We start from the raw sequence: 23,100 nt of genomic DNA, 5'->3' as shown, positions 1-23,100 counted from the left end.
AGTGAGCTTACCAGTGTACTTGAAGTTTATTACCATTTGGGTCATAAAAGTGGAAAAAGGCATGACCATTATCTTCTTGTATATCCTCGACCTTAACTTGATTAGCCATTAAGTGCTGATGAAACTTAGATAATTCTGGACTTGTAAAGCCAATACTAAATTCTTGTTCATTATTAATTGTAAAATGGACAAATGTTTCATCTTCGGTAGGAACTAAGATAAGTAAGAAAGGTCCTTCATTTACTTTTAATATTGCAAGTTCCTCAGTAATGTTTAATAACTGGAGCCCTAATACATCTCTATACCAGTGTGCAGACTGCTCTAAATCCTTAACGGGAATTCTAATATAATGTACTTGTTCAATAAATGATTTACTCATCGCTCCGCTCCTTCTTTTTACCTGGTATATCGAATAGTTCCCTTTCTACATACCTTTCTTCCTTCCGATTATTAAATTGACCTGCTTTTTTAGTTATAGCACGTAATATTCAAAATGTTATACGTATTTTATCATATATGAAAACAAAATTGACAGAACTAGTTCCTAATTAATAGCTGATAGTGGCAAAATGAATGGTAATTTACACCGAATCACAGACCCTTATTACAAGCCATTGTCATACTAAAATAACAAATTGAAGTTGTAATGGTGATTTAAACATAAATTTTCAAACAAAAAAAGGCACTGCAAGGATATATCCATGCAATGCCTTTTTTCTTATTCTTATTCTGCAACGTATGGCAATAATGCCATTTGACGAGCACGTTTAATTGCGATTGTAAGCTTACGTTGATATTTCGCAGAAGTTCCAGTTACACGACGAGGAAGAATTTTTCCACGTTCAGAAATGAAACGCTTTAGAAGCTCAACGTCTTTGTAGTCAATATGTGTAATTCCGTTCGCTGTAAAATAACACACTTTACGGCGTTTTCCACCGCGTCCACGACGAGCTGCTGCCATTGTTATCCCTCCCTGATAGATTATTAATATATTTCAGGTCATTTCATTTAAAATGGTAAATCATCATCAGAAATATCAATTGGTTCCCCATTATCCTTGAATGGATCATCATCAAATTGATTTTGATTATGATTTGGATTTTGGTTCTGATTTTGCTGGAATCCTGGTGAATATGCGTCTTGTCCGGAACGTCCTTGTGATGATCCTTTAGACTCTAAGAATTGTACACTGTCTGCAACAACCTCAGTTATATAAACCATTTTTCCATCCTGGCCTTCATAGGAACGTGTTTGAATGCGTCCATCGACACCGATCAAACCGCCTTTTTTCATGAAATTGGCAAGGTTTTCTGCAGGTCTTCTCCAAATCACACAGTTAATAAAGTCAGCTTCCCGATTTCCTTGTTGGTTCGAAAACGGGCGATTGACTGCAACTGTAAAATTGGCTACTGCAACTCCATTTGGCGTATAACGTAAATCAGGATCCTTCGTTAACCTGCCGACAAGTACGACACGATTTAACATCAGAACCACTCCTTATTATTATTCATCTTCTCGAACTGCAATGTGACGAATAATGTCTTCAGAGAACTTAGCTAAACGATCAAATTCATTAACTGCTTTTTCATCGCCAGAGAAGTTAATCACAACATAGTATCCGTCACGATAGTCATTGATTTCATATGCAAGGCGTTTTTTACCTTTTTCATCAACTTTTTCAATCTCCGCCCCGTTATCAGTTAAGATACCGTTGAAACGCTCAATTACTGCCTTTTGTGCGTCTTCCTCCATGTCTGGGCGGATGATATACATGATTTCATATTTTCTCATCCGTTACACCTCCTTTTGGTCTTAGCGGCCCTTATCTTTAGAAATACATCGCAATAAGAGCAAGGAGTAATTAAATTAAATTATTACTCACAATAGTGTATTATAACAAAGTTTGCTTTAAATAACAAGTCTTCGAGAGATCCTTTTACGTTACCATTACGCTTTATTTAAAAATTGGAGTTGTTGTTAGCGGGTTTTTACACATTAAAACGGAAATGAATAATATCTCCATCCTGAACGATATATTCTTTTCCTTCTAAACGTACCTTCCCTTTTTCACGAGCATGCACCATGGAGCCTGCTTCCATTAAGTCATCATAGGATACTGTTTCTGCACGAATAAAGCCTCGTTCAAAATCACTATGAATAATACCTGCTGCTTGTGGTGCTTTAATTCCTTTACGGAACGTCCACGCACGTACCTCTTGTTCTCCAGCTGTAAAATAAGTTGCAAGTCCTAAAAGGCTATAAGAGGCTTTGATTAACTTATCCAGTCCAGATTCGGCAATTCCCAGTTCCTCTAAAAACATTTCTTTTTCTTCTTGGTCTAACTCAGAAATTTCTTCTTCAATCTTCGCGCAGATTACAATTACCTCTGCACCCTCATTGGCAGCGAATTCCTTTACCTTTTGAACATTTGGATTGTTATCTGGATCACTCACCTCATCCTCACCAACATTCGCTACATATAGCATTGGCTTACTGGTTAATAAATGTAATCCTTTCACAATCTTCTGCTGCTCATCGGTAAATTCAATTGCACGAACCGGTTTTTCTTCCTCTAAGCCTGCTTTTAATTTCGCTAATACCTCAAATTCTACAACAGCATCTTTATCCTTTTGTCTCGCTAATTTTTCAACACGCTGATGGCGTTTGTTTACGGATTCTAAGTCTGCTAGAATTAATTCCAAATTTATTATTTCAATATCATCAATTGGGTCAACACGTCCAGCAACATGTGTAATGTTTTCATCAACAAAACAGCGGACTACCTGACAAATTGCGTCTACTTGACGAATATGGGATAAGAATTGGTTTCCTAATCCTTCCCCCTTACTAGCTCCCTTAACAATACCTGCTATATCCGTAAATTCAAAGGTTGTTGGCACTGTCTTTTTCGGTTTTACTAGCTCTGTTAATTTATTTAAACGTTCATCTGGTACTTCCACCATGCCTACATTGGGATCAATCGTTGCAAAAGGATAGTTTGCAGCCTCAGCCCCAGCTTGTGTTATTGCATTAAATAATGTCGATTTACCTACATTTGGAAGTCCGACGATTCCTGCTGTTAAAGCCATACTTTCCACTCCTTAAGGATTCCATTCATCTTAATACGCTCGATAGTTCAATTATAGATTTTGACCAACGAAAAGACAAGCAAGCAAAACACAAAAACAGGCCCCAGATTTGGAGCCTATTTTTGCGTTCTTACCCTATCATTTTTATATTTCTCTATCTATCTATGACTAATATTACCATTTTTTAGCAATATCGTCCATACTAATGTATTAATTTGAGGCCTTTTCTAGTACTTTTTTTAGCTTTTTACTAAATTCTTTTCGAGGAATCATGACACTATGGTCACAGCCCATACATTTTATCCGTACATCCATACCCATACGGATAATCTTCCACTTATTTTCCCCACAAGGATGGGGTTTTTTCATTTGAACAATATCATTTAATTCAAATTCTTTTTCCACCATTTAGAGTTCTCCTTATTGTTCATTATAATATTAGAAAATTATATTATTTTTCTCTTTTATTCCATAGGGGGAATAACAATAAACGTGTTAAAACATATAAATTAAGTAATCCATATAGCGGATAAAGCACACCGATTAGGGTTGAGAACCCTACTGTTGTTAATGGTATCATTGTAGCTAAAATAATGAGAACAAGCAACCAAAAAGGAATGCTGAAGTAGCTCTCTAACCTCGTTGTTAGCCCCATAATTCCCGATGCAGCAGTCGTGAAAATTGCAAACCATAAGAGAATCGTCATAAACAATACCATGTAAAATGGGTAATTACTTAATATCGCAAATAAAGGAATTTCATATAGGAAAATCTCCTCGGCAATTTGAATTAAGCTATTATTATAAATAAAAGTTAGAACACCTAAAATCAGTCCACTTCCAAGACTAGCTATCCAAATTTCCTTTTTTGACGACATTTTATTTCCCACTGCCCCAAGAACCGCAATCATTGGCAATATATTTAATGCGGTAAACGGAAAAGCTGCAGGCCAATTATGCTGTTCCCGCCAATGTGAAAATAAGTTGAGATGATGATCTACCGTAAACCTCAATAATACATATAGCATTCCTATAATTAAAACAGGTAATATCAACTGATTAATAGACAATAATCCGCCAATATCCCTCAAAAATAGTAAGACTAGCATGATAACAATAAATCCTACTCCCCACCAGTAGGAAATATTAAATGCCTGTCCTGTAGCACCACTACCAGATAGCATGACTACGGTTGTCGTAAATAAGTATAAAAAAATCATAAAGTCATAAATAGGTGATAGCTTTTCCCCGACAATTTCTTTTAGCACAGGTCGGTATTCGGTTGATTTTTTTCGATAGCTAATGGACATGATTACCAAGCAAGAAAACGAAAAAAATACAACGAATAATACTATAGCTAGTCCACTTCCATGACCAAAAAACTCCCACAATTCCCGACCTGATGCATACCCTGCACCTATGGTTGTCCCGATGATGAGAAACATCCATCTGAACCCCGATCTCCACATTTCGTCTCCCCCATTTTATGCATGTATAAAAAGAGCTTTTTCTCCGTATACTTATATCAATATGTTAGTGGAGGAGAACCTATGAATCTAAAGAGTCGGTTGACGATGAAAAATGAAGCAATTCGTATTGCACATACTGACCCAAATCTATGTGATACCATGAGTGACAGTATTGTTTCATGGTTACCAAGAATTCCAAAAGAATATATCATTGTTTGTGTAGGGACAGACCGATCAACCGGAGATGCATTGGGGCCACTTACTGGGACTTATTTAATGGAAAAAAGGCTACGTCATATGACTGTTTATGGCACATTACAAGACCCAGTTCATGCAACCAATCTAAAAGACTATATTCAGCTTATTGAACGTCAGCATAAAAATGCTTTTATAATCGCTATAGACGCTTGTCTAGGGAAAACTAGTTCTGTTGGTCAAATTATCGCTTGCGAGGGATCCTTAAAGCCTGGTGCAGCTTTAAACAAGGCGCTTCCGCCTATTGGTGATATACATATTACTGGGGTCGTTAATATCAGTGGTTTTATGGAATACTCTGTATTACAAAACACCCGACTCTCTATTGTTGTAGAAATGGCAAAAAAAATTGCAGATGTGTTAGATTTAGTAGATCAACAATTAACAGCTAGCTATGTAACACCTGCTGTGATTATGCCTAATACTAGAAAAAAACCGATATAATAAAAGGCGAGTGTTAGCTTTACTCGCCTTTTATTGCTATTATTTGCTTGATGCTACATTATTCGACAAATTTCTACCGTGTTGCATATTTTGATTATGTAATTAGAAGAGCTGATAAATATAATAGACTAATCCTACCGTTAAAATTGACGGTAATAGATTCCCAATTCTAATTTGGACAACCTTTAACATATTTAAACCGATTGCCACAATTAACAGCCCTCCAACAGCAGTCAATTCTACAATAAGCCCATTAAGAAACACATCAGGGATCCAGTTTTCAATTTGTGTTGCAAGTAATGCAATTGTCCCTTGATATAATACTACTGGTACAACCGAAAGTGCTACACCAGCGCCTAAAGTAGTCGTTAGCACCAGCGCAACGAAACCATCTAATATTCCTTTCGTAATTAGTATCTCATGGTCACCTCTCAGTCCACTATCAAGTGCACCGATGATAGCCATTGCACCAACGACAAATATTAAGGAAGCTGTTACAAATCCCTGTGATACAGTACTTTCTTTCGTTGATGTCTTAAATTTACTACCAATCCAGTTACCGAATTGATTTAGCTTGTTTTCTATATTTAGTAATTCGCCTATAATTGCTCCAGTTAACAAGCTAAGCAGTACTACTATGATTGCTTCCGTTGAGAATGCCATTTGTAACCCGATTAACACGATTGCTAGGGCGATGCCATGCATGACGGTTTCTTTAAAACGCTCGGGAATTCTTGTAAATAATAATCCTAATAAACTACCAATAAGTATAAATGCCCCGTTAACTAGTGTGCCGAATAAAACCATGCCCCTACCCTCTCTATCTATTAGCCTCTACGATACTTTTCTCTGGAATGTTTCACGTGAAACATTTTGAATTCTGAATCTCCTGTTTATATAAAAAAAGACTGGAGAGAGTCAACTTCTCCCAGTCCTTCTACCAAATTATTCTCAGCCTTCTAACACTTCGATAATCCGTTCCAGATCATCATCTGTATAAAACTCTATTTCAATTTTTCCTTTTCGTTTTCCACGTTGAATGGTAACAGCAGTTCCTAATTTATCACGTAAAACCGATTCTCTCTCTAGTAAAAAGATATCTTTCTTTGCTTTAACCTTCTTTTTAATCGGTTTTTCATTTAATTGGATAATTAGCTTCTCAACCTGCCTTACATTCAACTTTTCTTGTCTAATCTTTGCAACTAGAGGAGATATTTTTTCCTTGTCCTTTAAGCCTAATAGTGCTCTACCATGCCCCATCGAAAGTTCACCATTATTAATATAAGCAACAATCTGCTCCGGCAAACCTAAAAGTCTAACCAGGTTAGCAATATGGGATCGACTCTTCCCTAACCTTCTAGACAATTCCTCTTGCGTAATATTAAGCTCTTTCATTAAGTTAGCATATGCTTGACCTTCTTCAATAGGTGTTAAATCCTCTCGTTGAAGGTTTTCCAATAATGCTAACTCCATCATTTTTTCGTCTGACAATTCCTTTACAACAGCTGGCACTTCGGTTAATCCAGCTTCCTTTGCTGCTCGGAAACGTCTTTCACCTACAACAATTTCATAGCCTTTAATGCTCTTACGTACAATTAACGGTTGAATAATACCAAATTCTAAAATAGATTCCTTTAGTTCTTCTATTGCATCTATATGGAATGTCTTTCTAGGTTGATATGGATTTGGGCGACAGTCCTTAATTGGTATTTGTTGGACGACATCATCCTCTTTTTCCTTTATTTCCGGAAAAAATGCATCTAAGCCTTTACCCAACCCTCGTGCCATTAGCCATCACTTCCTTCGCTAATTCTAGATAAACTTCTGCACCTTTTGATTTTGGATCATATGTGATGATTGGTTGTCCGTAACTTGGCGCTTCTCCCAATCGAACATTTCTTGGAATGATAGAATTATAGACTTTGTCCTGGAAGTACTTTTTAACCTCTTCTATTACTTGAATACCTAGATTCGTTCTAGCATCAAGCATAGTTAGTAAGACCCCTTCAATCATTAAATCTCTATTCAAATGTTTTTGAACAAGACGGATTGTATTTAATAATTGGCTTAGTCCTTCAAGCGCGTAATATTCACATTGTACTGGAATTAATACCGAATCAGAAGATGTTAAAGCATTTAATGTTAATAACCCTAGAGATGGCGGACAGTCAATAATGATGTAATCATACCGATCACGGACTTCGTCCAATGCCTTTTTTAAACGAATCTCCCTCGAAATTGTTGGGACTAATTCTATTTCTGCCCCAGCAAGCTGTATCGTTGCAGGTATTATATCTAAATTTTCAACACTTGTTGGAACACAAACCTCCGCGGCAGGAAGATCTTCAACTAGTACATTATAAATACATTGATTCATGTCAGCTTTATTTATTCCAACCCCACTAGTAGCATTTCCTTGTGGATCTATATCAACTAATAATACTTTATTTCCTAAGTATGCAAGACATGCACTTAAGTTTACGGATGAAGTTGTTTTTCCCACGCCACCTTTTTGGTTGGCAATGGACATTATCTTCCCCATGATTTCACCTACCTAAAACAATATACTATTTATTCTATCACTTTTTTGCATTTAAACCTATTATATTTGATATTTTTAATAAAAAAATATCCTTAGAAATAGTCTTGTAATCCCAAATTAGGAATTACTTGTCATAAAGCACAAAACATTCCCCCATCAAAAGATGGGGGAATGTTTATTTCTTTTTCGGAATTTTAATAGTAATTTGGTAATAATCCTCTAAATCCTGCTCCTCTGATTGTATGTCTATACCGGTATCAGACACCATAGTTAAAGATTGTCTAATAGTATTCATCGCTATTCGAATATCTTTATTAATTCCTTTTAGCTTCGGTTTTTTACGTTTTGGTTTTTCTTTAGCGGTATTAAGGTTATCTATGCGTTCTTCTGTCTGTTTCACATTTAGTTCATATTCGATGATGTCTTGAAGAAGTTTTAATTGGACAGCTTCATCCTTCACCTTAATCAATGCCCGTGCATGTCTCTCCGTAATTTGTTTACTCAATAATGCTTGCTGGACTTGCTCTGGAAGCTTCAGCAGACGAAGCTTATTCGCTATCGTTGACTGGTTTTTCCCTAAGCGTTGTGCTAGAGCCTCTTGGGTTAAGTTTTGTAGCTCCAATAGCTTCGCATAAGCAACAGCTTCTTCAATCACCGTTAATTCCTCTCGCTGAAGGTTCTCAATTAAGGCTACAGATGCTGTTTGAGTTTCATTCATATCACGAATAATTGCGGATACATTCTCCCATCCGAGAGATTGTACAGCACGCCAACGCCGCTCTCCAGCTATGATTTCATATCTATCCTTGTCAATTTTACGGACAACTATTGGTTGAATAATGCCGTGGGTATTAATTGTCTTTGCAAGCTCAGCAATTTTCTCTTCATTGAAAATAGATCTTGGCTGATACCTATTTGGCTCGATTTGATGAACCGGAAGCTGTATAACTTCATCTGGGTGATAGGATTCTTCCTCAACGATTTCGTTGTTTTCTTTTTCTCCAATTCCGAAAATACGGTTAAATGGACTTACCACCATCAGACACCACCTTTATAAAAATAGATAGATTTCATAATATTTTTCTCTACTAACCTTCGTATCTAGTAAAATGTTTCACGTGAAACATTTCTTAAAAACAAGTACAAATGAGTTCTATTATAGTTTACCACAGAATTATCTCTACGCCTATTCTATCATAATCATCAGGACATAGATAAGCTTTTCAATAGAATTATTGTCAATCTATTCGAGGGGTTTCTGATAAATTGACTAACAATTACTAGTCCTCAATCAGTAAAAAAACAGGAAAAGCATCACTTTTCCTGTATAAGCTTCTTATTGAATCGGCTCTTTATTTGGTGTTCCAGGTTTTCGCGGGTATTTCTTCGGTGTTTGCCTGTTTTTTGCAATCAAAATAATAGAACGCTCACTATTTTCCTCTGGTAAACTAAAGGTATGGAAGGATGATACTTTTCCTCCTAATACCTCAATAGCTGATTTAGCTTCATCTACCTCTTCTTTTGCCTGTGAGCCCTTCATAGCAATGAACGTGCCATTCTTTTTAACTAGTGGGAGGCATAACTCACTAAGTACTGACATTCTAGCAACAGCTCTAGCCATAACAGTGTCAAAGGACTCACGAAACGTAGAATTTTTACCAAAGGTTTCTGCACGGTCATGATAAAAAGCGACATTATTTAATTCGAGTTGTGTTGCTAGATGATTTAAGAAACCAATTCGTTTTTGAAGTGAATCAACAATCGTTACCTTAATATGAGGGAAGCAAATTTTGATTGGCAAACTAGGAAACCCTGCTCCAGCACCCACATCACAAATGCGCTGTTCCTTTGTAAAGTCATGATAAAAGGCTGCCGAAACAGAATCATAAAAATGCTTTAAATAAACATCCTCTTCATCTGTTAATGCAGTTAAATTAATTTTTTCATTCCATTCTACTAATGTTTTGTAGTAGATACGAAATTGTTCTATTTGCCGCTCAGATAACATGATACCTTGTTTCTCAAGTTCATCTGCAAATTGAATGGCATTCATTACAAAACCCCCTTATTCATTTATGTACTAAGAGGGGTTTCCCCCTCTTTAGTTTGCTATCTTAGCAATTTTACCGTGTTCAATATAAACAAGCAATATAGAGATATCTGCAGGATTAACGCCAGATATTCTAGAAGCCTGCCCAACAGATAGCGGTCTTACTGTTTTAAGCTTTTCCTTTGCCTCTGTTGCAATGCCACCGATAGCATCGTAATCAATATCATCTGGGATTTTTTTGTCCTCCATTTTTTTCATACGATCAACCTGTTCATTTGCTTTTTTAATATAGCCCTCATACTTAATTTGAATCTCGACTTGCTCCTTAACGTCTGCTGGTAAAGCTTCAGCTGAGTCAATTACTTCAGAGATTAATTCATACGTTAATTCTGGTCGCTTTAATAGGTCATATGCTTTTATCGCTTCTTTTAATGGTGTAGCATTTGCCTTATTTAGCATTTCTTGAACATCTGGTGTTGGTTTGATTGTAATCGTACGTAAACGATCCTTCTCATCTTGAACCATTTGTTTCTTCGTTTCAAATTGTTGATAACGTTCTTCTGAAATTAACCCTAATTGATAGCCAATTTCGGTTAAACGAAGATCTGCATTATCATGACGTAATAATAAACGATATTCTGCACGTGAAGTTAATAACCGATAAGGTTCTTTTGTTCCCTTCGTAACTAAATCGTCAATTAATACACCAATATAGGCTTGTGAACGATCTAAAATAACCGGGTCTTTCCCTAGTACTTTAGCCGCTGCGTTAATACCTGCCATAATCCCTTGTGCTGCTGCTTCTTCATAGCCTGATGTACCATTAATTTGACCAGCAGTAAATAATCCTGGGATTTGTTTAAGCTCAAGTGTTGGCCAAAGTTGAGTCGGTACAATTGCATCATACTCAATTGCATATCCTGGGCGCATCATTTCAGCATTTTCTAACCCTGGTACAGAATGAATAATTTCATGTTGTACGGACTCTGGTAAAGAAGTGGATAAACCTTGAACATAAACTTCTTCTGTATCTCTACCTTCTGGCTCCAAGAATATTTGATGACGAGGTTTATCATGGAAACGAACAATCTTATCCTCAATAGATGGACAATAACGTGGACCTGTTCCACGCTTTGCACCAGAATACATAGCAGAAAGTCCTAAATTATCGTTAATAATTTGGTGAGTAAATTCATTTGTATACGTTAACCAACAAGGAATTTGGTCCAAAATATATTCCGTTGTTTCATAGGAGAAGCCTTGTGGCTTATCATCACCCGGTTGAATTTCCGTCTTGGAATAATCAATTGTTTTACTATTAACACGTGGTGGTGTCCCAGTTTTAAAACGAACGAGCTCAATTCCTAGCTCTTCTAGGTTTTCAGAAAGCTTAATGGATGGTCGTTGGTTGTTTGGTCCACTTTCATATTCCAAGTCTCCCATAAGCACTTTACCGCGCATAAAGGTCCCTGTTGTAATAATCACTGTTTCTGAGTGGTATGCTGCTCCAGTTTCCGTGATAACACCTTTACATATACCATCTTCAATAATAAGACGATCTACCATTCCTTGACGAAGCGTAAGATTATCTTGACTCTCCAAGATCTGTTTCATTTCCTTTATATAAACCGGTTTGTCAGCTTGGGCCCGGAGTGCTTGAACAGCAGGGCCTTTACCTGTGTTTAGCATACGCATTTGAATATAGGCTTTATCAATTGTTTTTGCCATTTCTCCACCTAAGGCGTCAATTTCTCGGACAACGATCCCTTTTGCAGGACCACCAATAGATGGATTACATGGCATAAATGCGATCATATCTAGGTTTAGGGTCAGCATTAGTGTTTTAGCACCCATTCTTGCAGCAGCAAGACCTGCCTCTACACCTGCATGACCAGCTCCGATGACAATCGTATCGTAATGCCCTGCATCATATACCATAACTTTTCTTCCTTTCCTTATTATTATTTCCCTAAACAAAACTGTGAGAATAACTGGTCAATTAAACTATCACTAGCTGTATCACCAATAATCTCTCCTAGAAATTCCCACGTTCTAGTAACATCAATTTGAACAATATCAAGTGGCATTCCCATCTCCAAGGAATCCATGGCGTCTTCTAAGGCTTTCTTCGCCTGCTTAAGAAGTTGAATATGTCGAACGTTTGAAACATACGTTAGGTCGCCAGAATCTATATCACCAGAGAAGAAGGAGTCGGCAATAGCTGCCTCTAATTCATTAATACCCTCTTCATTTAATAGGGAGGTCGAGACAATTTTCTTATCCCCTACTAATTCCAGTACCTGTTCCATATCTAATTTCTGTTCTAAATCTGTTTTATTAATAATGACAATAAATTCTAGTCCTCTTACTGCTTCAAATAATCGAATATCCTCTTCCGTTAGCTTTTCATTATTATTCAAGACAAACAAAATTAAATCCGCTTCTTTTAAGGCTTGTCTAGATCTTTCAACACCAATACGTTCAACAATATCTTCCGTTTCCCGAATTCCCGCAGTATCCACCAATCGTAAAGGAATACCACGTACATTAACATATTCCTCAATAATATCTCGTGTTGTACCAGGAATGTCCGTAACAATTGCTTTATTCTCTTGGACTAAGGCATTTAAAAGGGAGGACTTTCCAACGTTTGGTCGGCCGATAATTGCCGTTGCAATTCCTTCTCTTAAAATCTTCCCTTGTTTTGCCACACTTAATAACTCTTCGATTTCTGCATGGACCTCTCTTGTCTTTTTCCGCATCATCTCATGTGACATTTCTTCCACATCATCATATTCTGGATAGTCAATATTTACTTCTACATGAGCAACCGTCTCAAGTAATGACTGACGATACTTTTTAATTAGAGAGGACAGGCGTCCATCCATCTGTTTTAACGCGATATTCATTGCCTTATCTGTTTTTGCACGAATCAAATCCATGACGGCCTCTGCCTGTGATAAGTCGATTCTGCCATTTAAGAAAGCACGTTTCGTAAATTCACCTGGCTCTGCCAATCGAGCACCTTCATGTAAAGCTATTTCCAACACACGATTTACGGAAACAAGTCCACCATGACAATTGATTTCCACTACATCTTCTCGAGTAAATGTTTTTGGCGCACGCATGATTGTAACCATCACTTCTTCAGCTACTTCATTTGTTTCCGGATCGATAATCTTCCCATAATGAATCGTATGGGATTCCACTTCTTTTAAATCTTTACCTTGAAAGATGTTGGTTATTATATCTACAGCCTCGGAGCCGCTCAATCGAACAATCGAAATCGCTCCTTCACCTATTGGCGTAGAAATTGCAGCAATTGTATCAGTCTCAAACATTTTCTTCACCTCCACTACTTTTTTATCTATTTAACATACATTTATTACTAATTCTTAGTAGCAACATATTTTTACGTCACTAACTTAATAGAATAACACATTCCTAATCAAAAATAAACTTATCCACAAATAATATTTATATTTTTCATGTGTGCACTTATTAACATGTGGATAAGTTTGCTAAAGGAAAAATAATTAGTTATGCACAAAAAAAGAGTCCTAAATTAGTTAAGACTCTTCTTCCTACGTATTGAGCTATATATTTAACTCACTCCAAATCCTTACCTCTATATTCCTTCAATTCACCTTGTTCATCTAACATATCGATTTTCCCATCAACAGTTCCTTCTGTATATGCATCGGTTGCCTGCTCATGGGTAATGGCTAAGCCTTTTTCCGTTTGATTACTGCTTTGATAGCCAGAAGCATCATAATACTTCTCAGCAACCTCATTTGATTGTTGTATATCCTTTTTATTCTTAGACATTTTATCTTCCTTTCGTAACCATTATGTTAAATCAACTAAGATATTACACTTCTTATTAGTATGGAACCAATGTGTAAAACCATACAAAAAAACCCCTGGATCTCCAGAGGTTTTTTCCATCATTTTATGAAGGCTTAATAACAATATGTCGATGTGGCTCTACTCCATCAGAATAAGTAGATATATCTTCCAATTCTTGAAGCTTACTGTGAATAATTTTACGTTCAAATGCAGGCATTGGTTCTAATGCGACCTTTTTGTTAATGCGCTTCGCTTTATCAGCCATCCGTACTGCGAGTACTTCCAAGGTCTCTTTACGTCGCTCACGATAGCCTTCTGCATCTAAAGTAACTGTATAGTATTGATTTCCTTCTTTATTCACGACCAGATGAACTAAATATTGCAGTGCATTCAAGGTCTGTCCACGTTTGCCAATTAAGAGAGCAATTTTTTCACCACGTAAATCAAATGTTACATGATTCCCATCTATTGAGGTTGATATTTCAGAATCAACACCCATTTTACTTACAACATCAAGGATAAATTTCTCTGCCTCTTGAATTGGATTCTTCGCAAGCACCACTTTTACAATCGCGCGTTTTGCTCCAAACACACCAAGAATTCCTTTTTTACCTTCATCAATAATCGTAATATCAACCTGGTCCCTTGTTGTATTTAACTGCTCTAAAGCTGATTGGACCGCTTCATCAACTGTTTGCCCGGTAGCAGTTATTTCTCTCACTTTTTGTCTCCCCCAGTATTCGTATCCCTCATCATAGGCTTACGAATGAAAATGGTTTGTGCAATCATAAATAGATTACCGATAATCCAATAAAGTGCTAGAGCTGATGGGAACATAAACGCAAATACTGTAATCATGATCGGCATCATATAAAGCATTACCGTCATTTGTGGATTATTAGCCCCAGCGCTTCCTGCCATCATTAACTTTTGCTGTAAAAATGTTGTTATACCAGCTATAAATGGAAGAATTAAATCCTTCTCATCTAATGGGAACCATAAAAATGTATGGTGGCCAATTTCCTCTGTACGCATGATTGCGTGATAAATTGCAAGTAGAATTGGCATTTGCACAAAGATTGGTAAACATCCTGCCAACGGATTTACCCCATGCTTTTGGAATAACGCCATTGTTTCTTGCTGTAATTTCTGCTGTGTATTCGCATCCTTTGAGCTATATTTTTGCTGTAGCTCTTTTAATTCCGGTTGGATATCCTGCATTGCTTTTGTACTCTTTAATTGCTTTATATTTAATGGAAGTAATGCTGTACGGATAATTACCGTTACTAGGATAATCGCTAGTCCATAATTCTCATTAAATAAATTAGCAAAATACTGTATCAACCATGATAATGGATAGACAAAATATGAATTCCAAATTCCTTCACTTTCCGGAGTAATTGGTTCATTAATCTGGCTACACCCAGATAGGAATACTATTAAACCAATTAACATCGCTATCATTAATAACTTCTTACGCAAATTCTGCTCCTCCTAACTAGTCTAAAACAAAAAAATCGCTTTCAATTCGATAAAAATACTATGTATCACATATTTTACAATAAAGCATAAATAGATTCTATTTAAATCTCTAGTTACTTTATTTTTTTAATAGCTTTTCCTTCGACAATAAATGCATTAGGCTCTTTTTCACTTCAAAAAATTGCATGTTTTTTGTTGGCTGTCGGGCAATAATGACAAAATCATAGTTTGCTAAAATATCGGACTCCAGCTCATGAAATGCCTGTCGTAAATATCGTTTAATTCGATTTCTTGTTACTGCATTTCCTATTTTTTTCCCAACGGATAAACCAATTCTAAAATGTTCCTGATCAGGCTTCTTCATATAATAAAGAACTAGTTGACGATTGGCAAAAGACTTACCCTTTTTAAAAATTACTTGAAAATCTCTATTATCCTTCACTCGAAATTCCTTTTTCATGTTCATCACCTAATGCTAAGTTGCAAATGTCATCCTATGTAATAAAAAAGCAGCAGGACCTTTTACCATTCTGTACCACTGCTTTTCGTATTATTCTATTTATAACCTGATTCTTCGATTTTAACTGCGAAAAAAGACCACTGACATTTTCAGTGGCCTATGCAGACAATACTTTTCTTCCTTTACGACGACGACGAGCTAAAACTTTACGACCATTTTTAGTACTCATACGCGCACGAAAGCCATGTACTTTTTTACGTTTACGGTTATTTGGTTGAAACGTTCTTTTCATTTATACTGCACCTCCCCGAGGGATCTAATTTCTCCAAAACAATCTAAACCTTAGACAGTCTTTGTAATTATACAGAAAAAATGGACTATCGTCAACTTCCAATTCGACCCTCGTTTATCCACACGCTATGTTCATACCTTTTTCAAGATTTTTGATTATCCACAGCATTTGTCGACAGGTTAAGCACAAAATATAGTGGTGTGAATAATTTTTGTCTACAATAGGTGGAATATGTGGATAAGTGTCGAAAAGTCATTGCAGAGTCTGCTTTTTTTTGTTATCATTAATGTGTTTTAACATGTCAATAACCAAATTCCCTATTATACTTATTCACAATTTGTGGATATCCTGTGGACATTTATTCACAGTGCTGTCTGTAACCTTATCCACAGTTTTATTTAATCTGCGAATAACTCTATTAAATGTTTTAATTTCATAGCTTTTATTATCCACATTCATTGTTAACTATTTTTGCATAGTTAAATTAAATATAATAGAATCCTTACCTTTCCATCTTTATGCATGCACACGAAAAATATGCAATAAAAAGATAGAGAGAGGTTTTTTATTCTAAAAATGGAAAATCTATTATCGTTCATTGAAAGGGGGGAATGATTTGGAAAATATTCATGACCTATGGAAGGTAGCTTTAGAAAAAATAGAAGAAAAAATTAGTAAACCAAGCTTTGATACATGGTTAAAGGATACAAAAGCAGAATCATTAGAAGGCAGTACATTAACCGTCTCTGCCCCAAATGAATTTGCTAGAGATTGGTTAGAAGAGCAGTATTCCCAATTAATTTCCAACATCTTATTAGAGGTGACTGGTGCAAAATTAGTAATAAAGCTTATTGTTCAAGATACCGCTATAGAGGAAGAAATAAAGCCTCAACCAAAACCAATTCATCAGGACAATGAAGCTCATGATGGAAAAACGATGTTAAACCCTAAATATACATTTGATACATTCGTTATTGGATCAGGCAATCGTTTCGCCCATGCTGCATCACTGGCAGTAGCTGAAGCACCGGCAAAAGCCTATAACCCCCTATTCATCTATGGAGGAGTTGGGTTAGGCAAAACTCACTTAATGCATGCAATTGGCCATTATGTATTAGAGCATAATAAAAATGCAAATGTGGTTTATCTATCTTCTGAAAAATTCACGAATGAATTCATTAATGCCATTATGGATAATAAGGCAATTAATTTCCGAAATAAATATCGAAATGTTGATGTTTTACTAATAGATGATATTCAGTTTATTGCTGGTAAGGAATCTACCCAGGAGGAATTTTTCCATACCTTTAATGCCTTACACGAAGAAAATAAACAAATTATCATTTCTAGTGATCGACCACCTAAAGAAATACCAACATTGGAGGATCGTCTACGTTCCCGCTTCGAGTGGGGATTAATAACAGATATAACCCCTCCCGACTTAGAAACTAGAATTGCGATTCTAACAAAAAAAGCAAAAGCAGAAGGACTAGATATACCAATAGAAGTTATGCATTACATTGCCAATCAAATCGATACCAATATTCGTGAACTAGAGGGCGCTTTAATCCGCGTCGTTGCATATTCTTCACTAGTAAATCAAGATATTGATGCTGGATTAGCAGCTGATGCTTTGAAGGATATTATTCCGAATAGCAGACCTAAAATCATTACTATTCCTGCAATTATTGAAGTTGTTGGTGAGAAATATAATGTGAAGACAGAAGACTTTTTTGCAAAGAAACGCACAAAGTCGATAGCATTTCCACGCCAGATTGCAATGTACTTATCTCGAGAATTAACAGATTTATCGTTACCAAAGATTGGGGAAGAATTTGGTGGAAGAGATCACACAACCGTTATCCATGCGCATGAAAAAATCACCAAGATGGTAGAAAATGATACCATTTTAGCAAAAGAAATAGATGAACTTAAGCAACAATTAAAATCGCTATCCTAATAACTGTATGTTAACAATGTGGATAACGAATACACCTTTATAAACACTTTATTCACATGTGGATAACTAGGTTCCATTTACTCTGAAGGGGGTTATCCACATATTCACAGGCCCTATTACTATTATTACTATATTTTTTATAAAAAATAATAAATAAATAGAACATCCTTTGGGAGGATTTTTTCAATGAAATTTACTATTCAACGTGATTTATTAATCGATAGTGTCCAAGATGTCATGAAAGCAATCTCATCAAGAACAGCTATTCCGATATTAACTGGTATGAAAATAGAAGCAAGACAACACGGTATTACGTTAACAGGTAGTGATTCTGATATTTCCATCGAATCGTATATTCCAGCAGAAGAAGATGGAATCGTAAATGTAGAGGATATTGAGGAAGGTAGTATTGTACTGCAAGCGAAATATTTTCCTGATATTGTACGTAAGCTACCTGAGCAACATGTTGAGATTACTGCAGATGAGAACTTAAAAGTGACCATTCGTTCTGGAAAAGCAGAATTTAGTTTAAATGGACAGGATGCAGAAGAATATCCACAGCTACCGAAATTACAAACCGATGATAGCTTTGAGATCCCTACTGATATTCTGAAAAGCTTAATTAAACAAACTGTATTTGCTGTCTCTTCCATGGAAACTAGACCAATCTTGACTGGGGTTAATCTATCTTTATCTGAAAGTAAATTAACATTCACCGCGACAGATAGTCACCGACTAGCTTCTAGGGAAGTTCCAGTAAGCTCATCTAGTGTTCAATTTTCGAGCATAGTTGTTCCTGGAAAAAGCTTAAATGAATTAAATAAAATTCTTGATGATACGGAAGAAACAGTTGAAATTAGTGTTACCAATAATCAAATTTTATTCCGTACAAAGCACTTAAATTTCTTATCGCGTATTTTGGATGGTAACTATCCTGAAACGTCAAGATTAATACCAGAACAAAGTAAAACAGTACTTCATGTAAAAACAAGAGATTTAATTAGTAGTATTGATCGTGCTTCCCTACTTGCAAGAGAAGAACGTAATAACGTTGTGAAATTAACCACAAAGGATGGAAATATATTAGAAATAACTAGTAATTCTCCTGAAATTGGCCATGTATCGGAGGAATTATCAGTTCAATCTATTGAAGGAGAAGAATTAAAAATATCCTTTAGTTCAAAGTATATGCTAGATGCACTAAAGGTAATGGAAGTGGATGAAGTAAAAATTGACTTTACAGGTGCTATGCGTCCATTCGTTATCCGCCCTGTGGACAATCCAGCGATGCTACAATTAATTCTTCCAGTAAGAACATATTAAAATCTAATTTTAAAAAAGACTTTTATCTGCTGTCTAAGTAATAAAAGTCTTTTTTTATACCTATAAAACGCATTTTTAGACACATAGAAACGTTTTAAGTGTATTTCGAGGGTCATACCTTCCCTTTAAGCAAAAACTTTAGTAAAATGGTTATATGGAATTATTTAAAATAAACGATGGAAAAATGGTGATAACATTGCATACATCAATCGAAATAAGTACGGACTATATTCCATTAGGTCAATTTTTAAAGCTAGCTAATATTTTGGAATCTGGTGGAATGGTAAAGGCATTTTTACAAGAGCAAGGTGCGTTAGTGAACGGTGAATTAGAGCAACGACGCGGAAGAAAGCTGTACCCAGGAGATATTGTTGAAATTGAAGGAGCTGGCTCTTTCTTGGTAACCAAAAAGGATTAATTCCTAAATGAGGAATAAAAAATGCATATTGAAGAATTAAAATTAACGAATTATCGTAACTACCAAAAACTAGATATTCCGTTTGATGATAAAGTAAATGTCATCATTGGAGAGAATGCGCAAGGAAAAACAAACCTCATGGAAGCAATCTATTTACTAGCGTTTACGAAGTCACATCGAACCTCCAAGGAAAAAGAATTAATCCGCTGGGATGAGGATTATGCTAAAATAGAAGGTAGGATTAAAAAGCGTGCAACCTCTATACCGCTTGAAATAGTAATATCTAACAAAGGAAAAAAAGCTAGGTTAAATCATTTAGAACAGCGAAAATTAAGTGATTATATTGGTGTATTAAATGTTGTCATGTTTGCCCCTGAGGATTTGACATTAGTAAAGGGTCCACCGCAGATCCGGAGAAGATTTATCGATATGGAACTTGGTCAAATACAACCACGCTATATTTATCACCTCGGACAGTTCCAAAAAATACTAAAGCAGCGTAATCATTTATTAAAGCAAATGCAACGAGAGCAAAATAAAAACCTTGTTATGCTGCATATTCTAACAGAGCAGTTAGTTGAACATGCAAGCACCATTTTAGAGCGGCGGTTTGTTTTTCTAGAGTTATTACGGAAATGGGCAAAACCAATTCATCATGGTATAAGCCATGAGCTAGAAGACCTTGAAATCGTATACTCACCAACGATAGAAGTATTAGAAGGTGCTAGTAAGGAAAAAATAGAAAGTAGCTTTTTGGAAAAATTTAAGCAAATACAAGATAAAGAAATGGAACGTGGCACTACCTTAATTGGACCACATCGAGATGACATTCTTTTTTATGTTAACGGTAAGGATGTACAAACCTATGGGTCTCAGGGCCAGCAACGAACAACAGCCTTATCTATTAAGCTTGCTGAAATTGACCTTATCTTCAATGAAGTAGGCGAATATCCAATTTTACTTTTGGATGATGTCTTGAGTGAGTTAGATGATTACAGACAGTCTCATTTGTTAAATACAATTCAAGGAAAGGTTCAAACCTTTGTATCAACAACTAGTGTAGATGGTATTCATCATGAAACTTTAAAAAAGGCAGAAATTTTCCGTGTTACTAATGGGACTGTTTTCCTTTAATAGATGAAGCTGACCCGAGTCTTTTGGAATGTGGGGAGATATTTTGTTTATTCATATTGGAAATGGTAACGTCATACGGTCAAAGGATATTGTTTCCATCATTGACTATCATATTGTTTCATCCTCTACCATTATGGAGGAGATGATGAAAAATTCTACAGGAATAATAGGACCTCGGGAGGATGCAAAATCAGTTGTAATAACAGATAACCAATTATATGTGAGCACACTATCAGTTGCTACATTAAAAAAACGCGCAAGCATGATTTCAACAATAAGTAAACTTGAAGATTATTCGAGCGATTTGTTTGAGTAAATACTTTAGGTAGATTGTAGGTGGAATAATGGCAATGGAAGAAAATGTAAAAGTAGAACAAGAATATAATGCCGATCAGATACAAGTTCTTGAGGGCTTAGAAGCAGTTCGCAAAAGACCTGGTATGTATATTGGTTCAACAAGTGAAAAGGGTCTCCATCACTTAGTTTGGGAAATCGTAGACAATAGTATTGATGAAGCATTAGCAGGATATTGTGATCATATTGAAATAATTGTCGAGGAAGATAATAGTATTACCGTTAAGGATAATGGTCGTGGGATACCTGTTGGTATTCAGAAAAAGACCGGTAAACCAGCAGTTGAAGTTATTATGACTGTACTACATGCTGGTGGTAAATTTGGTGGCGGAGGCTATAAGGTTTCTGGTGGATTGCACGGTGTTGGAGCTTCTGTCGTTAACGCACTATCAACGAATCTAGAGGTCTATGTTCACCTTGATGGCAAGGTGCATTTTATAGGGTTTGAACGAGGTGTACCCGTTAAGGAACTAGAGGTAATTGGTGAGACAGATCGTACTGGTACAACCATCCACTTTAAGCCAGACCCAGAGATTTTTACAGAAACCACAACATTTGATTTAGATACGTTAGTACAGCGTGTTCGTGAACTAGCATTTTTAAATAAAGGAATTCGCATTAGTATTGAGGATAAGCGTACGAATGAAGAACCTCAATCGTTCCACTACGAAGGTGGAATAAGTGAGTATGTGGAATATATTAACCGCAATAAAGAAGTCTTACACGAGCCTTTCTATGCTGAAGGACAAGATCAAGGAATCTCTGTGGAGGTTGCCATTCAATATAACGATGGATTTAATTACAATATTTATTCGTTTGCTAATAATATCCATACGTATGAAGGTGGAACACATGAGTCTGGGTTTAAGACAGGATTAACTCGTGTCATCAATGATTATGCACGTAAGAATGGGTTAATGAAAGAAAATGAAGCCAATTTAACTGGTGATGATGTTCGAGAGGGAATTACCGCAATTGTCTCTGTCAAACATCCAAACCCACAATTTGAGGGACAAACGAAAACAAAGCTAGGAAATAGTGAAGTTCGTGCGATAACAGATTCCATTTTTAGTGAATTATTCTTGAAATTTCTACTTGAAAACCCTTCTATCGGTAAAACGATTGTAGAAAAAGGGATGATGGCATCACGTGCACGTGCAGCAGCAAAAAAAGCACGTGACCTAACAAGAAGAAAAAGTGCACTTGAAATTTCTAATCTACCAGGGAAATTAGCTGATTGCTCTTCCAAGGATGCTGAAATTAGTGAACTTTATATCGTAGAGGGTGACTCAGCGGGTGGATCAGCGAAGCAAGGTAGGGATCGTCATTTCCAAGCAATCTTACCATTGCGTGGTAAGATTTTAAACGTGGAAAAAGCCCGACTCGATCGAATTTTATCCAATAATGAAGTGCGTTCTATGATAACTGCACTAGGAGCAGGTATTGGTGATGATTTCGACATTACAAAAGCAAGATACCATAAAATTGTTATTATGACAGATGCTGATGTGGATGGAGCCCATATTCGGACATTACTTTTAACCTTCTTCTATCGATTTATGCGTCCATTAATCGAGCATGGCTATGTTTATATTGCACAACCACCGCTTTATAAGGTGCAGCAGGGGAAAGCAATCTATTATGCGTATGATGATAAAGAGCTTGAAAAAATATTAGCAAGTTTACCACAAGCTCCAAAGCCAGGCCTACAGCGTTACAAAGGTCTTGGAGAAATGAATGCTGAACAGCTTTGGGAAACAACAATGGACCCTAGTAATCGGACATTACTTCAAGTTGAGCTTACTGATGCAATCGATGCAGATCATGTATTCGATATGCTAATGGGTGATAAAGTAGAGCCACGTCGACTATTTATTGAAGAAAATGCCCAATATGTAAAGAATTTAGATATTTAACAAATAAACGAATAGCAGAAATACAAACTTGTTTTTCTTAGATGTCGTTATCTTCGTCTTTGAT

Annotated in this window: 26 protein-coding genes; 7 read left to right on the top strand and 19 right to left on the bottom strand. The window is 36.2% G+C overall.

Annotation, left to right across the window (positions count from 1 at the left end):
* Positions 1–7 precede the first annotated feature (7 nt).
* From KI338_RS14320 to KI338_RS14290, 7 genes are all read right to left on the bottom strand, one after another.
* Entirely contained in the window at positions 8–379 is a 372-nt protein-coding gene (locus tag KI338_RS14320) for a VOC family protein (protein WP_212921694.1), read from the bottom strand.
* A 345-nt stretch (positions 380–724) separates the two neighbouring features.
* A complete protein-coding gene (gene rpsR / locus KI338_RS14315) occupies positions 725–961 on the bottom strand; it encodes a 30S ribosomal protein S18 (protein WP_212921693.1) in 237 nt (78 codons plus the stop codon).
* Positions 962–1,008: 47 nt separating this feature from the next.
* Positions 1,009–1,485, bottom strand: coding sequence for a single-stranded DNA-binding protein (gene ssb / locus KI338_RS14310; RefSeq protein WP_212921692.1), 477 nt, complete (start codon positions 1,483–1,485; stop codon positions 1,009–1,011).
* Positions 1,486–1,503: 18 nt separating this feature from the next.
* A complete protein-coding gene (gene rpsF / locus KI338_RS14305; RefSeq protein WP_212921691.1) occupies positions 1,504–1,791 on the bottom strand; it encodes a 30S ribosomal protein S6 in 288 nt (95 codons plus the stop codon).
* A gap of 197 nt (positions 1,792–1,988) precedes the next feature.
* Positions 1,989–3,089, bottom strand: coding sequence for a redox-regulated ATPase YchF (ychF, locus tag KI338_RS14300; RefSeq protein WP_212921690.1), 1,101 nt, complete (start codon positions 3,087–3,089; stop codon positions 1,989–1,991).
* Positions 3,090–3,299: 210 nt separating this feature from the next.
* Complete coding sequence (locus KI338_RS14295; protein WP_212921689.1) at positions 3,300–3,497, bottom strand: DUF951 domain-containing protein; 198 nt, start codon at positions 3,495–3,497, stop codon at positions 3,300–3,302.
* 43 nt (positions 3,498–3,540) lie between these two features.
* Positions 3,541–4,557 carry a YkvI family membrane protein gene (locus KI338_RS14290; protein ID WP_212921688.1) on the bottom strand — a complete coding sequence of 339 codons (1,017 nt, stop codon included), beginning with the start codon at positions 4,555–4,557 and terminating at the stop codon, positions 3,541–3,543.
* 81 nt (positions 4,558–4,638) lie between these two features.
* Between KI338_RS14290 and yyaC the strand changes: the two genes are divergently transcribed.
* Positions 4,639–5,256: a spore protease YyaC gene (gene yyaC / locus KI338_RS14285; protein WP_212921687.1), complete on the top strand. Its 618-nt coding sequence runs from the start codon at positions 4,639–4,641 to the stop codon at positions 5,254–5,256.
* 102 nt (positions 5,257–5,358) lie between these two features.
* Here yyaC and KI338_RS14280 read toward each other — a convergent pair whose 3' ends face one another.
* From KI338_RS14280 to rpmH, 12 genes are all read right to left on the bottom strand, one after another.
* Complete coding sequence (locus KI338_RS14280; RefSeq protein ID WP_212921686.1) at positions 5,359–6,063, bottom strand: DUF554 domain-containing protein; 705 nt, start codon at positions 6,061–6,063, stop codon at positions 5,359–5,361.
* 144 nt (positions 6,064–6,207) lie between these two features.
* The gene (locus KI338_RS14275) at positions 6,208–7,044 is read right to left on the bottom strand and encodes a ParB/RepB/Spo0J family partition protein (protein WP_212921685.1); all 837 of its coding nucleotides are present in this window, start codon (positions 7,042–7,044) and stop codon (positions 6,208–6,210) included.
* Entirely contained in the window at positions 7,025–7,798 is a 774-nt protein-coding gene (locus KI338_RS14270) for a ParA family protein (protein WP_212921684.1), read from the bottom strand. The genes KI338_RS14275 and KI338_RS14270 overlap by 20 nt, the downstream gene beginning before the upstream one ends.
* A 175-nt stretch (positions 7,799–7,973) precedes the next feature.
* Complete coding sequence (gene noc, locus KI338_RS14265) at positions 7,974–8,834, bottom strand: nucleoid occlusion protein (RefSeq protein ID WP_212921846.1); 861 nt, start codon at positions 8,832–8,834, stop codon at positions 7,974–7,976.
* A gap of 300 nt (positions 8,835–9,134) precedes the next feature.
* Positions 9,135–9,851: a 16S rRNA (guanine(527)-N(7))-methyltransferase RsmG gene (rsmG, locus tag KI338_RS14260; protein ID WP_212921683.1), complete on the bottom strand. Its 717-nt coding sequence runs from the start codon at positions 9,849–9,851 to the stop codon at positions 9,135–9,137.
* Between the two features lie 48 nt (positions 9,852–9,899).
* The gene (mnmG, locus tag KI338_RS14255) at positions 9,900–11,786 is read right to left on the bottom strand and encodes a tRNA uridine-5-carboxymethylaminomethyl(34) synthesis enzyme MnmG (protein ID WP_212921682.1); all 1,887 of its coding nucleotides are present in this window, start codon (positions 11,784–11,786) and stop codon (positions 9,900–9,902) included.
* Positions 11,787–11,809: 23 nt separating this feature from the next.
* Complete coding sequence (mnmE, locus tag KI338_RS14250) at positions 11,810–13,189, bottom strand: tRNA uridine-5-carboxymethylaminomethyl(34) synthesis GTPase MnmE (protein ID WP_212921681.1); 1,380 nt, start codon at positions 13,187–13,189, stop codon at positions 11,810–11,812.
* A 268-nt stretch (positions 13,190–13,457) separates the two neighbouring features.
* Entirely contained in the window at positions 13,458–13,676 is a 219-nt protein-coding gene (locus tag KI338_RS14245; protein WP_212921680.1) for a YozQ family protein, read from the bottom strand.
* Between the two features lie 124 nt (positions 13,677–13,800).
* Positions 13,801–14,418 (bottom strand): RNA-binding cell elongation regulator Jag/EloR, encoded by a 618-nt coding sequence (gene jag / locus KI338_RS14240; RefSeq protein WP_212921679.1) that lies wholly within the window; start codon positions 14,416–14,418, stop codon positions 13,801–13,803.
* The gene (spoIIIJ, locus tag KI338_RS14235) at positions 14,415–15,161 is read right to left on the bottom strand and encodes a YidC family membrane integrase SpoIIIJ (RefSeq protein WP_373306351.1); all 747 of its coding nucleotides are present in this window, start codon (positions 15,159–15,161) and stop codon (positions 14,415–14,417) included. The genes jag and spoIIIJ overlap by 4 nt, the downstream gene beginning before the upstream one ends.
* Positions 15,162–15,297: 136 nt before the next feature.
* Complete coding sequence (gene rnpA, locus KI338_RS14230) at positions 15,298–15,639, bottom strand: ribonuclease P protein component (protein WP_212921677.1); 342 nt, start codon at positions 15,637–15,639, stop codon at positions 15,298–15,300.
* 157 nt (positions 15,640–15,796) lie between these two features.
* Positions 15,797–15,931: a 50S ribosomal protein L34 gene (gene rpmH, locus KI338_RS14225; RefSeq protein WP_010094630.1), complete on the bottom strand. Its 135-nt coding sequence runs from the start codon at positions 15,929–15,931 to the stop codon at positions 15,797–15,799.
* A 616-nt stretch (positions 15,932–16,547) separates the two neighbouring features.
* Between rpmH and dnaA the strand changes: the two genes are divergently transcribed.
* The 6 genes from dnaA (at position 16,548) to gyrB (ending at position 23,036) form a co-directional block, all read left to right on the top strand.
* Positions 16,548–17,891: a chromosomal replication initiator protein DnaA gene (gene dnaA, locus KI338_RS14220; RefSeq protein WP_212921676.1), complete on the top strand. Its 1,344-nt coding sequence runs from the start codon at positions 16,548–16,550 to the stop codon at positions 17,889–17,891.
* Positions 17,892–18,077: 186 nt separating this feature from the next.
* Positions 18,078–19,214, top strand: a complete 1,137-nt coding sequence (gene dnaN, locus KI338_RS14215; RefSeq protein ID WP_212921675.1) for a DNA polymerase III subunit beta — start codon at positions 18,078–18,080, stop codon at positions 19,212–19,214.
* A gap of 196 nt (positions 19,215–19,410) precedes the next feature.
* Positions 19,411–19,632, top strand: coding sequence for a S4 domain-containing protein YaaA (yaaA, locus tag KI338_RS14210; protein WP_212921845.1), 222 nt, complete (start codon positions 19,411–19,413; stop codon positions 19,630–19,632).
* A gap of 21 nt (positions 19,633–19,653) precedes the next feature.
* Positions 19,654–20,766 (top strand): DNA replication/repair protein RecF, encoded by a 1,113-nt coding sequence (recF, locus tag KI338_RS14205; RefSeq protein WP_212921674.1) that lies wholly within the window; start codon positions 19,654–19,656, stop codon positions 20,764–20,766.
* 43 nt (positions 20,767–20,809) lie between these two features.
* A complete protein-coding gene (remB, locus tag KI338_RS14200) occupies positions 20,810–21,082 on the top strand; it encodes an extracellular matrix regulator RemB (protein ID WP_212921673.1) in 273 nt (90 codons plus the stop codon).
* A gap of 34 nt (positions 21,083–21,116) precedes the next feature.
* A complete protein-coding gene (gene gyrB / locus KI338_RS14195; RefSeq protein ID WP_373306350.1) occupies positions 21,117–23,036 on the top strand; it encodes a DNA topoisomerase (ATP-hydrolyzing) subunit B in 1,920 nt (639 codons plus the stop codon).
* The last annotated feature ends 64 nt before the right edge of the window (positions 23,037–23,100 follow it).

Origin of the sequence: Ornithinibacillus bavariensis, from assembly GCF_018333235.1 — a bacterium.
Lineage (GTDB): Bacteria > Bacillota > Bacilli > Bacillales > Amphibacillaceae > Ornithinibacillus > Ornithinibacillus bavariensis.
This window is presented reverse-complemented; position numbering and strand designations above follow the sequence as displayed.

Excerpts from the sequence above, each read along its gene's own strand:
- KI338_RS14320 (WP_212921694.1), bottom strand. The coding sequence starts at position 379 with ATGAGTAAATCATTTATTGAACAAGTACATTATATTAGAATTCCCGTT.
- rpsR (WP_212921693.1), bottom strand. The coding sequence starts at position 961 with ATGGCAGCAGCTCGTCGTGGACGCGGTGGAAAACGCCGTAAAGTGTGT.
- ssb (WP_212921692.1), bottom strand. The coding sequence starts at position 1,485 with ATGTTAAATCGTGTCGTACTTGTCGGCAGGTTAACGAAGGATCCTGAT.
- rpsF (WP_212921691.1), bottom strand. The coding sequence starts at position 1,791 with ATGAGAAAATATGAAATCATGTATATCATCCGCCCAGACATGGAGGAA.
- ychF (WP_212921690.1), bottom strand. The coding sequence starts at position 3,089 with ATGGCTTTAACAGCAGGAATCGTCGGACTTCCAAATGTAGGTAAATCG.
- KI338_RS14295 (WP_212921689.1), bottom strand. The coding sequence starts at position 3,497 with ATGGTGGAAAAAGAATTTGAATTAAATGATATTGTTCAAATGAAAAAA.
- KI338_RS14290 (WP_212921688.1), bottom strand. The coding sequence starts at position 4,557 with ATGTGGAGATCGGGGTTCAGATGGATGTTTCTCATCATCGGGACAACC.
- yyaC (WP_212921687.1), top strand. The coding sequence starts at position 4,639 with ATGAATCTAAAGAGTCGGTTGACGATGAAAAATGAAGCAATTCGTATT.
- KI338_RS14280 (WP_212921686.1), bottom strand. The coding sequence starts at position 6,063 with ATGGTTTTATTCGGCACACTAGTTAACGGGGCATTTATACTTATTGGT.
- KI338_RS14275 (WP_212921685.1), bottom strand. The coding sequence starts at position 7,044 with ATGGCACGAGGGTTGGGTAAAGGCTTAGATGCATTTTTTCCGGAAATA.
- KI338_RS14270 (WP_212921684.1), bottom strand. The coding sequence starts at position 7,798 with ATGGGGAAGATAATGTCCATTGCCAACCAAAAAGGTGGCGTGGGAAAA.
- rsmG (WP_212921683.1), bottom strand. The coding sequence starts at position 9,851 with ATGAATGCCATTCAATTTGCAGATGAACTTGAGAAACAAGGTATCATG.
- mnmG (WP_212921682.1), bottom strand. The coding sequence starts at position 11,786 with ATGGTATATGATGCAGGGCATTACGATACGATTGTCATCGGAGCTGGT.
- mnmE (WP_212921681.1), bottom strand. The coding sequence starts at position 13,189 with ATGTTTGAGACTGATACAATTGCTGCAATTTCTACGCCAATAGGTGAA.
- KI338_RS14245 (WP_212921680.1), bottom strand. The coding sequence starts at position 13,676 with ATGTCTAAGAATAAAAAGGATATACAACAATCAAATGAGGTTGCTGAG.
- spoIIIJ (WP_373306351.1), bottom strand. The coding sequence starts at position 15,161 with ATGATAGCGATGTTAATTGGTTTAATAGTATTCCTATCTGGGTGTAGC.
- rnpA (WP_212921677.1), bottom strand. The coding sequence starts at position 15,639 with ATGAAAAAGGAATTTCGAGTGAAGGATAATAGAGATTTTCAAGTAATT.
- rpmH (WP_010094630.1), bottom strand. The coding sequence starts at position 15,931 with ATGAAAAGAACGTTTCAACCAAATAACCGTAAACGTAAAAAAGTACAT.
- dnaN (WP_212921675.1), top strand. The coding sequence starts at position 18,078 with ATGAAATTTACTATTCAACGTGATTTATTAATCGATAGTGTCCAAGAT.
- recF (WP_212921674.1), top strand. The coding sequence starts at position 19,654 with ATGCATATTGAAGAATTAAAATTAACGAATTATCGTAACTACCAAAAA.
- gyrB (WP_373306350.1), top strand. The coding sequence starts at position 21,117 with ATGGAAGAAAATGTAAAAGTAGAACAAGAATATAATGCCGATCAGATA.